The sequence below is a fragment of the Pseudomonas sp. PDM19 genome (assembly GCF_014852215.1).
Taxonomy (GTDB): Bacteria; Pseudomonadota; Gammaproteobacteria; order Pseudomonadales; family Pseudomonadaceae; genus Pseudomonas.
Window position 1 is genome coordinate 1561925 of sequence record NZ_JACVBG010000001.1, and the last position, 13976, is coordinate 1575900.

10 protein-coding genes are annotated in these 13976 nt (G+C 67.0%); 5 read left to right on the plus strand and 5 right to left on the minus strand.

Translation table 11 applies throughout. The annotated features are described in order from the left end of the window. The first annotated feature begins 48 nt into the window (after window positions 1-48). Entirely contained in the window at window positions 49-465 is a 417-nt protein-coding gene (locus IB273_RS06950; protein ID WP_081520540.1) for a DoxX family protein, read from the plus strand. Then, window positions 462-1727, plus strand: coding sequence for an OprD family porin (locus IB273_RS06955; RefSeq protein WP_192223640.1), 1266 nt, complete (start codon window positions 462-464; stop codon window positions 1725-1727). Before IB273_RS06950 ends, IB273_RS06955 begins: the two co-directional genes overlap by 4 nt. Window position 1728: 1 nt before the next feature. Here IB273_RS06955 and IB273_RS06960 read toward each other — a convergent pair whose 3' ends face one another. After that, window positions 1729-2937, minus strand: a complete 1209-nt coding sequence (locus IB273_RS06960; protein WP_192223641.1) for a YbfB/YjiJ family MFS transporter — start codon at window positions 2935-2937, stop codon at window positions 1729-1731. Window positions 2938-3071: 134 nt separating this feature from the next. Between IB273_RS06960 and IB273_RS06965 the strand changes: the two genes are divergently transcribed. Next, window positions 3072-3944 carry a LysR family transcriptional regulator gene (locus IB273_RS06965; RefSeq protein ID WP_151189684.1) on the plus strand — a complete coding sequence of 291 codons (873 nt, stop codon included), beginning with the start codon at window positions 3072-3074 and terminating at the stop codon, window positions 3942-3944. Between the two features lie 333 nt (window positions 3945-4277). On the opposite strand, the gene IB273_RS06970 is transcribed toward IB273_RS06965, so the two are convergent. Continuing rightward, window positions 4278-5189, minus strand: a complete 912-nt coding sequence (locus IB273_RS06970) for a LysR substrate-binding domain-containing protein (RefSeq protein ID WP_192223642.1) — start codon at window positions 5187-5189, stop codon at window positions 4278-4280. A gap of 215 nt (window positions 5190-5404) precedes the next feature. On the opposite strand from IB273_RS06970, the gene IB273_RS06975 reads away from it, so the two are divergent. Then, complete coding sequence (locus tag IB273_RS06975) at window positions 5405-5962, plus strand: AraC family transcriptional regulator (RefSeq protein WP_192223643.1); 558 nt, start codon at window positions 5405-5407, stop codon at window positions 5960-5962. A gap of 220 nt (window positions 5963-6182) precedes the next feature. Continuing rightward, a complete protein-coding gene (locus tag IB273_RS06980; RefSeq protein WP_192223644.1) occupies window positions 6183-8909 on the plus strand; it encodes a cation-transporting P-type ATPase in 2727 nt (908 codons plus the stop codon). A gap of 290 nt (window positions 8910-9199) precedes the next feature. Here IB273_RS06980 and IB273_RS06985 read toward each other — a convergent pair whose 3' ends face one another. The 3 genes from IB273_RS06985 to IB273_RS06995 all read right to left on the minus strand — a co-directional run bounded on the left by IB273_RS06985 (window position 9200) and on the right by IB273_RS06995 (window position 13659). Beyond that, complete coding sequence (locus IB273_RS06985; RefSeq protein WP_192223645.1) at window positions 9200-10567, minus strand: OprD family porin; 1368 nt, start codon at window positions 10565-10567, stop codon at window positions 9200-9202. A gap of 138 nt (window positions 10568-10705) precedes the next feature. Further along, window positions 10706-12262 (minus strand): galactarate dehydratase, encoded by a 1557-nt coding sequence (garD, locus tag IB273_RS06990; RefSeq protein ID WP_192223646.1) that lies wholly within the window; start codon window positions 12260-12262, stop codon window positions 10706-10708. Window positions 12263-12294: 32 nt separating this feature from the next. After that, a complete protein-coding gene (locus IB273_RS06995) occupies window positions 12295-13659 on the minus strand; it encodes an MFS transporter (protein WP_081519707.1) in 1365 nt (454 codons plus the stop codon). Window positions 13660-13976: the final 317 nt, after the last annotated feature.

Here is a 13976-nt window from a genome sequence, read left to right on the forward strand (position 1 = left end):
AGAAAGGGGCGGCATTGCCGCCCCTTTTTCATTTCCGGGATACCCACCATGCCGACCCAAGACCGTTCCGGCGCCCTGGCGCTGCTGTTCATGCGCGTAGCCGCCGCGCTCCTGCTGCTCCAGGTGCATGGGCTGCCCAAGCTGCTGCACTGGCAGAACGAGCTGCAGCACATCGAAGACCCCTTCGGCCTCGGCGCCACGCCGACCCTGGCACTGGCGGTGTTCGCCGAAGTGCTCTGCCCGATCCTGCTGATCCTCGGCGTGTTCGCCCGCCTCGCCTGCCTGCCGGTAATCGCCGTGCTCCTGGTGGCACTGCTGTTCGTGCACCCTCAATGGTCGCTGGAAGAAGGCCAGTTCGCCTGGTGGATGCTGATCCTCTTCGCCGGCCTGGCGATGGCCGGCCCTGGCAGCTATCGCCTCGCCCTGCCCCGCCTGGGTGAACTTCGGACGGAGCCCCGACCGTGAAAAACCTCCTGCTCCCCTGCGCACTGACGCTTGCCTGCGTCCAGGCCCACGCCGCCGACTGGTCGTTGTTGTCACGCAACTACTTCCTCGACAACGACTACCGCAGCCCTGGCCCCAACGGCCAGAGCCTGCGCCGTGAATGGGCGCAGGGTTTCATCGGCAAGTTCAGCAGCGACGTCACACCCGGCACCGTCGGCCTGGGCGTCGATGCCCATGCCTTCCTCGGCCTGAAGCTCGACGGCGGGCGCGGCCACGCCGGCACCGGCCTGTTGCCACTGGACAGCGACGGCCGCAGCGAGAGCGAGTATTCCGACGCCGGCGCCGCGCTGCGCCTGGTGCATGAAAAGACTTCCCTCGCCTGGGGCGAGATGGAAGTGGAGACCCCGGTGTTCGACACTGGTGACAAGCGCCTGCAACCCGAATACGCCACCGGCTGGTTCCTCGACGACCGCAGCCTGTCCAACCTGCGACTGCAGGCCGGGCGCTTCACTGCGTTCAAGAACCAGGACTCCAGCTCCAGCCACGGCGAGTTCGAAGGCTACGGCGCCAGCACCCGCTTCGGCGGCCTGAGCCTGGCCGGCGCCACCTGGAGCGCGCCCGACGCCAACTGGGGCGGCGCGCTCTACGCCAGCCAGCTGGACGACGTCTGGCGCCAGGCCTACGCCAACCTCAACGGCCACTTCGGTCGCTGGTCGGTGGACGCCAACCTGTACAAGACCGGCGATACCGGCAGCGCCCGCGCCGGCGAGATCGACACCCTGGCCTGGAGCCTGCTGGGCAAGGTCGCCCTGGGCAGCCATGCGCTGAGTCTTGCCTACCAGAAGATCGATGGCGACACGCCCTTCGACTTCGTCGGCGGCGACTCCATCTACCTCGCCAACTCGATCAAGTACGCCGACTTCAACGGCCCCGGCGAGCACTCCTGGCAGGCGCGCTACCAGTGGGACGGCGCCAGCGCCGGCCTCGCCGGCCTGACCTTTTCCACGCGCTACGTGCGCGGCAGCGGCATCGACGGCACTCACGCCCCCTGCGGCGGCGCCTACAACCCCATGGACGGCGGGGCCTGCCAGCCTGCCTATGGCGACGGCGGGCGCCACTGGGAGCGCGATCTCGACCTGCGCTACGTGGTGCAATCCGGCCCAGCCAAGGACCTGGCGCTGAGCTTCGCGCAGGTCTCGCACCGTGCCAACGACGCCCAGGGCGGCGCGGATATCGACCGCATCTACGTGATCGTCGAGTACCCGCTCAAGGGCGTGTTCTGAGTCAGCCGCGGGCCGGCACGCCGGACTGGGGCGAGGCCTTGAACAGCAGCGCCGTCTCCATCAGCAGGGCCAGCACTATGGCTCCCGCTGCCACCGCGAAGAGCAGCGCGTAGTGCCCGTGGCTTGCACTGAACAGCGCCGAGTAGGCGTAGCCGGCGATGGCCTGGAAGCTGGCGAAGGACACCGTCGCGCGGCTCCAGGTAGCGCTCTGCGCAGCGTGACCGGGCACCAGCTGATGCACCCGCGCCAGCGCGAGCGGCACGATGCCCGGCGGGAACGAACCGATCACCACGCTCGCCACGCCCAGCAGGCGCAGGTCACCGGTTTCCAGCAGCAGGCCGAGGGCAATGCATTGCGCCACCAGCACCAGGCGGATCGCCGCCCGCGCACCGAGATGGTCGGCGAGGAAGCCGTAGACCACCGGCCCGACGATGGCGCCGACACCATACAGCGTCCAGATCAGCGCGCCGCCGTGGGTACCGGCGCCCAGGCCCCGGGCCACGTAGTCCACCAGGAACATCATCGGCGCCACCAGTGCCGCGGCCATCAGCGCGTACTGGGCGAACAACACGTAGATGCCCGCCGAGGCGCGCACGCCCTCAACGCTGTGCGCCTGGGGATGAGCCTGCTCCTGTGGCCAGCCGAACCAGCTGCTCAGGCTGAGCACCAGGGCCAACAAACCGAGGCCGAGCCAGGTCTGCACCAGCCCCAGCGCCAGCAACAGCGGCACCAGGGTGCCAGAGGCGGCGATGCCCAGGCCGATGCCGAGGAAGATCGCCCCGCTCGCCAGCCCACGCCGATTGGCGGCCACGTGCGGGAGGATGGTGCTGGCGGCCAGCACCATGATCACCCCGCCGGAAATCCCCGAGACCAGCCGCCAGAAGAAGAACCACGCCTGGTTCAGCGGCCAGGCGCAGGCGAAGAACGACAGCGTGACCAGCAGCATCATGCCGCGCAGCACCGCCGTGCTCGACCAGCGCGCCGCCAGCGGGCGCCCGGCCAGCGCCCCGACGAGGTAGCCGGCAAGATTGGCGGCGCCCAGGTAAACCACGGCGGAAGCCGAGAACCAGTGCGCCTCGATCAGCGCCGGGATCAGCGGCGTGTAGGCGAAACGCGCCAGGCCGATGCCGACCAGGCTGGCGCAGAGGCCCGCCCAGATCGGCAACCAGAGGGAGCCTCGGCTGGCGAGGCGGGAAGCATCGGTATTCATGACAACCCCTATCGCGCCGTCAGGGCGGCGCCGTTGAGTGGTGATGGGGGGATCATAAAGTCGCGCGAAGATGAAATAATGCAGCGAGTTTTCATCTCAGCACCGCATTTTTGCATCAAGAGGATTTCGCCATGATGAACTGGGACGACGCGCGGGTGTTCCTCGCCCTGTGCCGCGAACAGACCCTGCGCGGCGCCGCCCGCGTGCTCGCGGTGGACCAGGCGACCGTGGGCCGGCGCCTGGCGTCGTTGGAACGTTCGCTGGAGGCGACGCTGTTCCTGCGCACCTCGGCCGGCTACAGCCTGACCGCCGCCGGCGAGATCGCCCTGGCGGCAGCGCAGGCCATGGAGTCGTCCGCTGCCGAGCTGCAACGGCGGATCCTCGGCATGGACGACCGCATGAGCGGCGTGGTGCGGGTCACCACTACCGACTCCTTCGCCGCCGATTTCATCATCCCCGCGGTCGCCGCCCTGCACCGCGAGGAACCGGGCATCGAAGTGCAACTGCAGACCTCCACGCAGATGCTCAACCTGAGCAAGCGCGAAGCCGACATCGCCGTGCGCACCCACCAGCCGGAAAACCCTGACCTGATCGTTCGACGCCTGGCACGCTGGGGCAGCGGACTGTTCGCCTCCGCGCAGTATGTCGAGCAACGCGGGGCTCCCGAACCGGGGAGCGCCTTCGCCGGGCACGACCTGGTGATCTATCAGCCGTATATCGACGCGGGCAAGGAAGTATTTCTCGCCTGCGAGCCGATCATCCACGGACGCATCGCCATGACCTGCACTTCCGGCTTCATGGTCCGCCGCGCCCTGGCCGCCGGCCTTGGCGTAGGGGAATTGCCGCTGCCGATGGGCGAGGCGGACGGACTGGTCCGCCTGTGGCCGGAGCGCCCGCCCCAGCCCTACGACGTGTGGCTGGTGACCCACAAGGACGTGCGCCATACCGCGCGGGTACGGGCGGTGATCGACGCCCTCGCGCGGGCGTTCAGCGCCGTCGCGCCGTAGCGAGCAGCCATTGCAGGAGCGGGATATGCCCGGCACTGACGCACTCCGCTGGACGCGGACTTTGTCCGCGATCGCGGGCCTGGCCCGCACCTGCAAGGGTGCTCTGCTCAGTTCGCAGGGCCCATAACGCGCCAGCGTTGTCCGCCGCAACTGAACCGGCGGATAACCTGTTCCAGGTTATTCGCCCTACGAGCTACAAGGGTGCCTGGTAAGTCATCAGGAGAAACACACCGTAGGATGGCGTGGAGCGCAGCGATACCCATCAATCCCATGCACCAGCAGCATGGGTATCGCTCAGGCTCCACCCATCCTACAAAGGCCGAAACTCGGGCCTCAGGGCACCGGCGCGCTCATGTACTCGACCATCCGCTCGCGCAGCCAGCGCTCGGCCGGGTCGTTGTCGTGGGCGGCGCTCCAGACCAGCGAGAGCTCCGCGGGCTTGATCTCCAGCGGCGGGTCCTCGGCACGCAGGCAGCTGTCTTCCACCAGCGCGCAGGCGGCATAGTCGGGGACGGTGGCGATCATCTCGGTGTTGCGCAGCAGAGCGCGCAGGCTGCCGAACTGCGGCACGGCCAGCACCACGCGACGGCGGCGGTCGATGCGCTCCAGGTCCAGGTCGATGGCGCCGTTCAGATCGCCGGAGAAGGACACCATCACATGCGGTCGCGAGCAGTATTCGTCGAGGCTCAGCGGGCCGGGACGATCGTCGCCGCGCAGCACCTTCACGCCGATATCGCGCAGCTTGCGGCGCTTGGCGTTGGCCGGCAGGTCGGTGGTGTAGCTGACGCCGGCGGTGATTTCGCCGGAAGACAGCAACGCGGGCATCAGCAGGAAGTTGGCGCGGCGCACCACCACGGTGATGTTCGGCGCTTCCTGCTGCAGGCGTGCCAGCAGCGCGGGGAACAGGCCGAACTCAGCGTCGTCGGAAAGCCCCAGGCGGAAGATATTGCAGCTGCTCTCCGGCTCGAAGGTCTTGGCGCGGCTGACCGCGGCGGAGATCACGTCCATTGCCGGGCGCAGCTCCTCGAAGATGTGCAGCGCCCGGCTGGTGGGTTCCATGGCGCGGCCGGCGCGCACCAGCAGCGGGTCGTCGAACAGGTCGCGCAGGCGCGCCAGGGCGGCGCTGACAGTGGACTGGGTGATGAACAGCTTCTCGCCGACGCGGGTGAGGTTCCGCTCCAGCATCAGGGATTCGAAGATCACCAGCAGGTTCATGTCCAGGCGGCGCAGGTCGTTTCGGTTCATGGCTGGTCGCTCGGGGCTGTGGGAGTCGGCATCTTTGCACAAGACAAGGGTCGCGCCAGTCGATCATGAAACAGGGCATTTTTCTTGGACGTGTGTGCTCATTCGCGTACCGTTTGGCTTAATCCGATTGAGCATCGGATCACCTTGATTTACCTTGAATTTTTTACATTCCGGAGCGGCATTTCGGCCGCCATTAGAACGAGAAGAGAGACGCCATGCCCGCACCTGCCCACCAGGTAGCGACCATGCTCGCCCCCCAGACCCACCGCCTGGTCCTGCAGCTCATGGAGGAGCTGGAAAGCCAGGGCGACGGCGTACAGCAAGCCAGCCAGCGCCTTTGCCAGCATCTGCTGGAACACTACAGGGTGCCCGAGCCCTGCAACGATGGCGCGGACACGGGTGAACGCCTCGCCCTCGCCCCCTGGCAGGAGCGCAAGGCCAAGGACATTCTCGCCGGCAGCCTGCTCAGCCGCCTGTACATCGCCGATGTCGCCGAGCAATGCGGCATGTCACGCAGCCATTTTTCCCGTGCCTTCAAGCAGGCCACCGGACTTGCGCCACGGGAATGGGCGCTGCGCCTGCGCATCGACCGCGCCCGCGAGTTGCTGGCCAGCGGCGATGCGCCGATCTCCCAGGTCGGCCAGGAATGCGGCTTCGCCGACCAGTCGCACTTCTGCCGCAGTTTCCGCAAGCTGGTGGGCTGCACGCCGAACCGCTGGCGGCAGGCCAGTCGGGTGGGGGCCACGCAGGAATTGGCGCCGGACGTTCCATAGAACCGTAGGGCGCATAACCCGGAACGGGTTATCCGCCGATGGCCTCGCGGCGGATAACGCTGGCGCGTTATGCGCCCTACATTCTCGATTCCTACGCCGTTCAGGAAGCGTTCAGCTAGGAATCGAAGAACTTTGAGGTATGACAGTTCCGGTGCAATTCCCGCGGTCTAGTCTGGGGGCAGTCCCACTTTCCCAACAGGCAGGAGCCGGGAGTCGAAGCATGACTGCACCGCAAACCACCGACGGCAAACCGCAAGACACCGAACCCAAAGGCACCGACTGGTACCGCAAGAGCGTCGACCAGACCCTGGCCGACCTGCAGACCAGCGCGCAAGGCCTTTCCCCCGACGAAGCCGAGGCGCGGCTGCTGCGCGTTGGTCCCAATGCCTTGCCGGCCAAGGAAGTCGACCCGCTCTGGCTGCGCTTCGCCCGGCACTTCAACGACGTGCTGATCTACATCCTCCTGGCCGCCGCCGTGGCCACCGCGCTGATGGGCCACTGGACCGACACCCTCGTCATCCTGCTGGTGGCGGTGATCAACGCGGGCATCGGCTTCTTCCAGGAAAACAAGGCGGAGAAATCCCTCGCCGCCCTGCGCGGCATGCTCAGCAGCACCGCCCACGTGGTGCGCAACGGCAAGAAGATCGAGATGGACGCCGCCCAGCTGGTGCCCGGCGACATCGTCATCCTGCGCCCCGGCGACAAGATTCCCGCCGATGTGCGCCTGTTCGACGTGCACCACCTGCAGGTCGAGGAATCCATGCTCACGGGTGAATCCCTCACCGTGGGCAAACACGCCGACGCACTGGACAAGGAAGCGCTGCTGGCCGACCGCACCAACCTCGGTTTCTCCGGCACCAACGTCAGCGCCGGCAACGCGCGCGGCGTGGTGATCGAGACCGGGCCGGCCACCGAGCTTGGGCGCATCAACAAGCTGATCGCCAACGTCGACGAGGGCGAAACCCCGCTGCTGCGACAGATCGCCGAACTGGGCAAGCGCATCTTCCAGCTGATCATCGGCATGATGGTGGTGCTGTTCGTCATCGGCTTCTTCTGGCACGACTACCCCTTCGGCGAGCTGCTGCTGTCGCTGATCAGCCTGGCGGTGGCCTCGGTGCCCGAGGGACTGCCGGCGATCGTCTCGATCATCCTGTCGCTGGGCGTGCAGCGCATGGCGCAGAACAAGGCGATCATCCGCAAGCTGCCCACCGTGGAAACCCTGGGCGCCATGAGCGTGATCTGCTCGGACAAGACCGGCACCCTGACCATGAACGAGATGACCGTGAAGAGCGTGCTGCTCGCCAACGGTCTCTACGCGGTGGAGGGCCAGAGCTACGAGCCCAAGGGCCGCATCACCTTCGGCAGCACCAGCGACGAGCTGGACTGGTCGCAACACGCCGCGCTGGCCGACTTCATCCGCGCGGTGGACATCTGCAACGACAGCAGCCTGCAACTCAACGAGGAAGGACGCTGGGGCGTGGTCGGCGGCCCCACCGAGGGCGCGCTGAAGGTCCTGGCGCGCAAGGCGAACCTGCCGGAAATAGAGTTCCAGAAGTTCGGCAAGATTCCCTTCGACTCCGCCTACAAGTACATGGCGCGGCGCTGCGACGTCGCCGGGCAGAGCCTGGTCTACCTCAAGGGCGCACCCGACGTGCTGCTGCGCATGTGCCAACAACAGCTCGGCGCCAGCGGCGTGGAGCCGCTGGACCGCGAGTACTGGGAGCGCGAGATGAGCTTCATCGCCGGGCAAGGCCTGCGCATGCTCGCCGCCGCGTACAAGCCAGTGCAGCCCGATGACGGCGTGATCGACCACGAGGACGTGCAGGACGGCATGATCTTCCTCGGCGTCGCCGGCCTGCTCGACCCGCCGCGCCCGGAGGCCATCGAGGCCATCGCGCTGTGCAAGCGCGCCGGCATCCAGGTGAAGATGATCACCGGCGACCACCCGGATACCGCCGTGGCCATCGCCGGCATGCTCGGCATGGGCAACGACCTGCGCGCCATGACCGGCCAGGAGCTGGAGCAGGCCGATGACTCGCAACTGAAAGCCCTCGCCATGCAGTACTCGGTGTTCGCCCGCACCAGCCCCGAACACAAACTGCGCCTGGTGCGCGCGCTGCAGGCCAACGAGGAAGTGGTCGGCATGACCGGCGACGGGGTCAACGACGCCCCGGCGCTGAAGCAGGCCGACGTCGGCATCGCCATGGGCATCAAGGGCACCGAGGTGACCAAGGAAGCCGCCGACATGGTGCTCACCGATGACAACTTCTCCACCATCGCCGGCGCCGTGCGCGAAGGCCGCCGGGTCTACGACAACCTGAAGAAGACCGTACTGTTCATCCTGCCGACCAACATGGCGCAGGGTCTGCTGATCGTCATGGCGATCCTCGCCGGCGCGGTGATCCCGCTGGCGCCGCTGCAGATCCTCTGGATGAACATGGCGACCTCCACCACCCTGTCCTTCGCCCTGGCCTTCGAGCCTGGCGAGCCGGGGATGATGCGCCGGCCGCCGCGCAACGCGAAGGAGTCGATCCTCAACGGCTTCGCGGTCTGGCGGGTGCTCTACGTGGGTGGCCTGCTGACCGCCGCGGCCTTCCTACTGGAAGCCTGGATGGTCAGCAACGGCCAGGACACCGACCACATCCGCACCATGATCCTGCACACCCTGGTCACGGCGCAGTGGGCCTACCTGTTCAACTGCCGGCTGCAGGAAGAGTTCTCGCTGAACACGGCGCTGCTGCGCAACGGCGCGCTGCTCACCGTGACCCTGGCGCTGATCCTGCTGCAGTGCTTCGTGATCTACGTGCCCTTCATGCAGACCGCCTTCCACACCGTCGCCCTGCCCTTCAGCGGCTGGCTGATCTCGTTGGGTATCGGTATCGCGGTGTTCTTCGCGGTGGAACTGGAGAAGCTGGTGATCCGTCGCTGGAAGGCTTCGCGCGGATGATGCAACTGACGTAGGGGCGGACTTCGTCCGCGAAAAGGCCCCTCGCCAGTCCGGCGAGGGGCCTTTTTTCTTGCCCCTTGGAAGCTCGTCGCGGGGGTCTCGCGGGCATGGCCCGCTCCTGCAAGAGCTCCGTGCCCCCTGTAGGAGCGGGCCACGCCCGCGAGCGGCGGACAAGGTCCGCCCTCAGTCTCGTAGGGCGCATAACGCGCCAGCGTTATCCGCCACTGGTGGAGGCGACGGCGGATAACCTGTTCCAGGTTATGCGCCCTACGGTCTCTGCATTACTGAACTCACAGCAGCGGCAAGGTGTAGCTGACGATCAGCCGGTTCTCATCCTGGTCGCGCTGGGTCGGGGTGCCGGAGCCGCTGGCGGGCAGGCCGCTGCGCAGCATGGCGTTGCGCCAGGAGAAGCCCAGGCCCTTGAGGGTGCCTTCGGGGATCACGTAGGACAACGTCAGGTCGCGCTCCCATTCACCCTGGTCGCCACTGGCGGTCCTGATGTCGTCGCCCTTGAGGTAGATTGCCGCGAAGGTCAGGCCCGGCAGGCCGGCCTGGGCGAAGTCGTAGCCGTAGCGCGCCACCCAGGTGCGTTCGCCTGCGTGCAGGAACTTGCCGATCTGCACGTCGGTGATCAGGTAGGCGCTGCCGCTGGCGCCGTCGCCGCGGTTCAGGTAGGGGAAGTCGCTGTCGCCGTTCATGACCTGGTAGCCGGCGCCAAGGCTGTGCCCGGATAGGCTGTAGGTGAACATCCCGCTGTAGGCGCGGTTGTCCACTTCGCCCTTGGTCACGCGATTGCCGTAGTAGCCGCTGGAGAGGTACCCGTCGGCGCGTCCGGAGGCGCTGCCATTCTTGCCGTCGGAGTCGCTGTCGAAGGCGCGCAGGTCGGTCTTCAGCACGCCGGGACCGAGGTTCAGGCTGTGCTGCAGGCCGAGGAAGTGCTGCTGGTAGAACTCGCTGAGCTGGCCGTAGTAGTACTGCAGCGTCAGGTCCTTGCTCAGCTTGTAGTCGCCGCCGGCGTAGTAGAACTCGTTGCTGTCGCGGACCGTGGCGCCGCTGTTGGCGCCCTGGATCGACATACCGCGCCAGTCGCTGGAGTTGCGCCCACGGGTGTGCTCCAGCTTGCCGGCCACCAGGCTGAGGTTGTCGATATCGGCGCTGGTCACCTGCCCGCCCTCGAAGGTGCCCGGCAGCAGTCGACCGTCGTTATAGGTCACCACTGGCAGCTTGGGCATCAGGGTGCCGTAGCGCAGTTCGGTGCTGGAAATCTTCGCCTTCAGGGTCGGGCCGAAGCTGCTGAAGTCGTTCACCGCCTCGCCGTTGCTTTTCGACGGAAACACCGTGCCGGCCTGCTGGCTGGCCGATTCGTAATGGGTGCCACCGCCGCTGTCGAGGCGGATGCCGAGCAGGCCGATGGCGTCGACGCCAAGGCCTACGGTGCCCTGGGTGTAGCCCGAGGCGTAGTTGAGGATGAAGCCCTGGCCCCACTCTTCCTGGCGGCTCGGCTCGGCCGTGCCGTTGCGGTTGTCGCTGTTGATGTAGAAGTTGCGCAGGGTCAGGCTGGCCTTGCTGTCTTCGATGAAGCCGGCAGCCTGGGCGGCGGGCACGAGAAGGCCGAGGGCGGCGCAGGCGATGGCAGCGCCCAGGGTGGAGTTTTTCATTGTTGTCTCCGGTTCGTGGATTTCAGGGTGAGCGCCACCCGTCCCAGTGGTGCGGGCAGGCGCGGGATTTCAGGCAAAGGGAGGCCGGCGGCGCCGGGAGGCGCCGTCGATCAGGGGTGGATCAGCCCAGCGGTTGCATCAAGTCACGGGGGCCGGGTTGAACAGCACCAGGTCGTTGTGCAGGTGATGCCGCTCGGCCCAGGTGTGGACCTTGCCGCTGGCCACCTCGAGGTAGAGCTGGAAGATTTCCCAGCCCAGCTCGTCCAGGGTCATGCGCCCGGACGTGACGCGGCCGGCGTCGACGTCGATCAGGTCCGGCCAGCGCTCGGCCAGCTCGGTGCGGGTGGCCACCTTGATCACCGGCGCCATGGCCAGCCCGTAGGGCGTGCCGCGTCCGGTGGTGAAGATGTGCAGGTTCATCCCGGCGGCCAGTTGCAGGGTGCCGCAGATGAAGTCGCTGGCCGGGGTGGCGCAGTACTGCAGGCCCCTGCCCTTCACCCGTGCGCCCGGTGGGATCACGCCGGCGATGGCGCTGCTGCCGGACTTGGCGATGGAACCCATGGCCTTCTCGACGATGTTGTTCAGCCCGCCCTTCTTGTTGCCCGGCGTGGTGTTGGCGCTGCGGTCGGCCATGCCGCGGGCGAGGTAGCGGTCGTACCAGTCCATCTCGGCGACCAGTTGCTCGGCCACCTCGCGGTTGACAGCGCGGGCGGTGAGCAGGTGGATGCCATCGCGCACCTCGGTGTTCTCGGAGAACATCACCGTGGCGCCGGCCCGCACCAGCAGGTCGGCAGCGACGCCCAGCGCGGGGTTGGCGGTGACGCCGGAGAAGGCGTCACTGCCGCCGCACTGCATGCCCACCACCAGTTCCGACGCCGGCACCGTCTCGCGGCGGCGTTGGTCGAGGACCACCAGACGCTCCTCGATCAGCTCCAGTATCTGCGTGACCATGCCCTGGAAGCCGTTGCCGGATTCCTGCAGGCGGTACAGCCACTGTGCCTCGTCCTGCCCGGCGGTGAGTGCGTCGCCGTCCATCAGCTGCACCGGCTGCAATTTCTCGCAGCCCAGACCGATGACCAGCGCCTGGCCACCGAGGTTGGGGTTGCGCGCCAGGTTGTACAGCGTACGGATCGGGATGATGGCGTCCGGCGCATTGATCGCCACGCCACAGCCATAACTGTGGGTCAGCGCCACCACGTCATCGACGTGCGGGTACTTGGGCAGCAGTTCGCGACGGGCGCGCTCCACGCAGTGATCCAGCACGCCAGTCACGCACTGCACCGTGGTGCTGACGCCCAGCAGGTTGCGCGTGCCGACGCTGCCGTCGGCATTGCGGTAACCCTCGAAGCTGTAGCCGGTCAGCGGCTCGGCAGTGGGCGGCACCTCGGTGGCCAGTGGCAGCGCATCCAGCTCCGGCGGCTCCGGCAGGCTGAGCAACTGCTCGGTCACCCAGCGCCCCTTGGCGATGGGCGCCAGGGCGTAGCCGATCACCGTGCCGTAGCGCAGCACCGGCGCGCCTTCGGCGATGTCCACCAGCGCCACCTTGTGGCTCTGCGGGATCGACTCGGCGGCCACCAGCTCATCCGGGAAGCGACCGCCAGCGGCGACGCCCTGGTCGTTGACGACGATGGCGACGTTATCGTCCGCGTGTAATTTCACGTAGCGCGGCGAGTCCTGGTGCGGGATCAACTGCATGACACTCATCTCCGAAATACCCCCGGAACTGCTCAGGAATTGGCCGGGGCCAGACGTTTTTCAGGCACCTGGCGACCCTTTGGGTCTTCTTCACGCAGCTCCACACGCTCGATGCGGCCGACGATGAACAGGTAGCTCAGCACGGCCACCAGCGCGTTGGCGCCGACGAACACCAGGGCCCACTTGAACGAGCCGGTGGCGCTGATCAGGTAGCCGATGACGATCGGCGTGGTGATCGAGGCGAGGTTGCCGAAGGTGTTGAACAGGCCACCGGAAAGACCGGCGATCTGCTTGGGCGAGGTGTCCGCCACCACCGCCCAGCCCAGCGCGCCCAGGCCCTTGCCGAAGAACGCCAGGGTCATGAAGCCGACCACCATCCACTCGGCGTCAACGTAGTTGCAGAACACCATGGTGGTGGACAGCAGCAGGCCGCAGACGATCGGCAGCTTGCGGGCGAAGGTCAGCGAATGGCCGCGACGCAGCAGGTAGTCGGAGATGATCCCGCCCAGCACGCCGCCGAGGAAGCCCATCAGCGCGGGCAGCGAGGCGATGAAGCCGGCCTTGAGGATCGACATGCCGCGTTCCTGCACCAGGTACACCGGGAACCAGGTGAGGAAGAAGTAGGTGATGGCGTTGATGCAGTACTGGCCCAGGTACACGCCCAGCAGCATGCGGCTGCGCAGCAGTTGGCTGACGTAGTGCCATTTCGGGCCGTCGCTGGCGCGTTTCTGGTCCATGTCGACCATGCCGCCGCCGGCTTCGATCGCAGCGATTTCAGCGGCGTTGGTGCGCGGGTGTTCCTTGGGGTTGTAGATGGTCTTCATCCAGATACCGGCGAAGACCATGCCCAGCACGCCCATCACCACGAACACGTGCTCCCAGCCGAAGTGGAAGACGATCCAGCCCATGATCGGTGCGAACAGCGCGGTGGCGAAGTACTGCGCGGAGTTGAAGATGGCCGAGGCCGTGCCGCGTTCGGCGGTGGGGAACCAGGCGGCGACGATGCGCGCATTGCCCGGGAAGGACGGCGCCTCGGCGAAGCCCACCATGAAGCGCAGCAGGAACAGTGCGATCACCGCGCTGGCCACGGGGAGGTAGCCGACGAAGCCCTGCAGGAAGGTGAACAGCGACCAGATGAAGATGCCCGCGGCGTAGACCTTCTTCGAGCCGAAGCGGTCGAGCAGCCAGCCGCCGGGAATCTGCCCGGCCACGTAGGCCCAGCCGAAGGCGGAGAAGATGTAGCCCAGGGTGACCGCGTCGATGCCCAGGTCCTTCTGCAGGCTGGAGCCGGCGATGGAGATGGTGGCGCGGTCGGCGTAGTTGATGGTGGTTACCAGGAACAGCATCAGCAGGATCAGGTAACGCACATGCGTCGGTTTGGCGGTTGCTTGGCTCATCGATTGCGTCTCGTGTCTTGTTGTTATGGGAGCGACCGGCGCAGGCCGGCCAGATTATCAGCCGGCCCGTCGTGGCGAGCCGTTACCGCCTCCTTGCCGACGTACGGCGGGCGCGGCCGGTACGTCCGTTCCGACTCGCACGCAGGACACAGCGGCGAGCGACACAGCAGATAGCGCGCCATGGCCGGCAGGCAGCCGGATGGCGTACAGCGAGAGAGCGTGGAGCGAAGAAAAGGGCCCCGCCGGACGCCTGGCGAGCAGGCGAGACGACACGGCGCGGCCAGGGAACTGGCGCGGGGAAAGCCGGCGCACGGTGG

Bases quoted from the DNA above. Each gene is read 5' to 3' on its own strand.
- IB273_RS06985 (WP_192223645.1), bottom strand. From the start codon at position 10,567: ATGAAAAACTCCACCCTGGGCGCTGCCATCGCCTGCGCCGCCCTCGGC.
- IB273_RS06965 (WP_151189684.1), top strand. From the start codon at position 3,072: ATGAACTGGGACGACGCGCGGGTGTTCCTCGCCCTGTGCCGCGAACAG.
- IB273_RS06995 (WP_081519707.1), bottom strand. From the start codon at position 13,659: ATGAGCCAAGCAACCGCCAAACCGACGCATGTGCGTTACCTGATCCTG.
- IB273_RS06950 (WP_081520540.1), top strand. From the start codon at position 49: ATGCCGACCCAAGACCGTTCCGGCGCCCTGGCGCTGCTGTTCATGCGC.
- IB273_RS06960 (WP_192223641.1), bottom strand. From the start codon at position 2,937: ATGAATACCGATGCTTCCCGCCTCGCCAGCCGAGGCTCCCTCTGGTTG.
- IB273_RS06975 (WP_192223643.1), top strand. From the start codon at position 5,405: ATGCCCGCACCTGCCCACCAGGTAGCGACCATGCTCGCCCCCCAGACC.
- garD (WP_192223646.1), bottom strand. From the start codon at position 12,262: ATGCAGTTGATCCCGCACCAGGACTCGCCGCGCTACGTGAAATTACAC.
- IB273_RS06970 (WP_192223642.1), bottom strand. From the start codon at position 5,189: ATGAACCGAAACGACCTGCGCCGCCTGGACATGAACCTGCTGGTGATC.
- IB273_RS06980 (WP_192223644.1), top strand. From the start codon at position 6,183: ATGACTGCACCGCAAACCACCGACGGCAAACCGCAAGACACCGAACCC.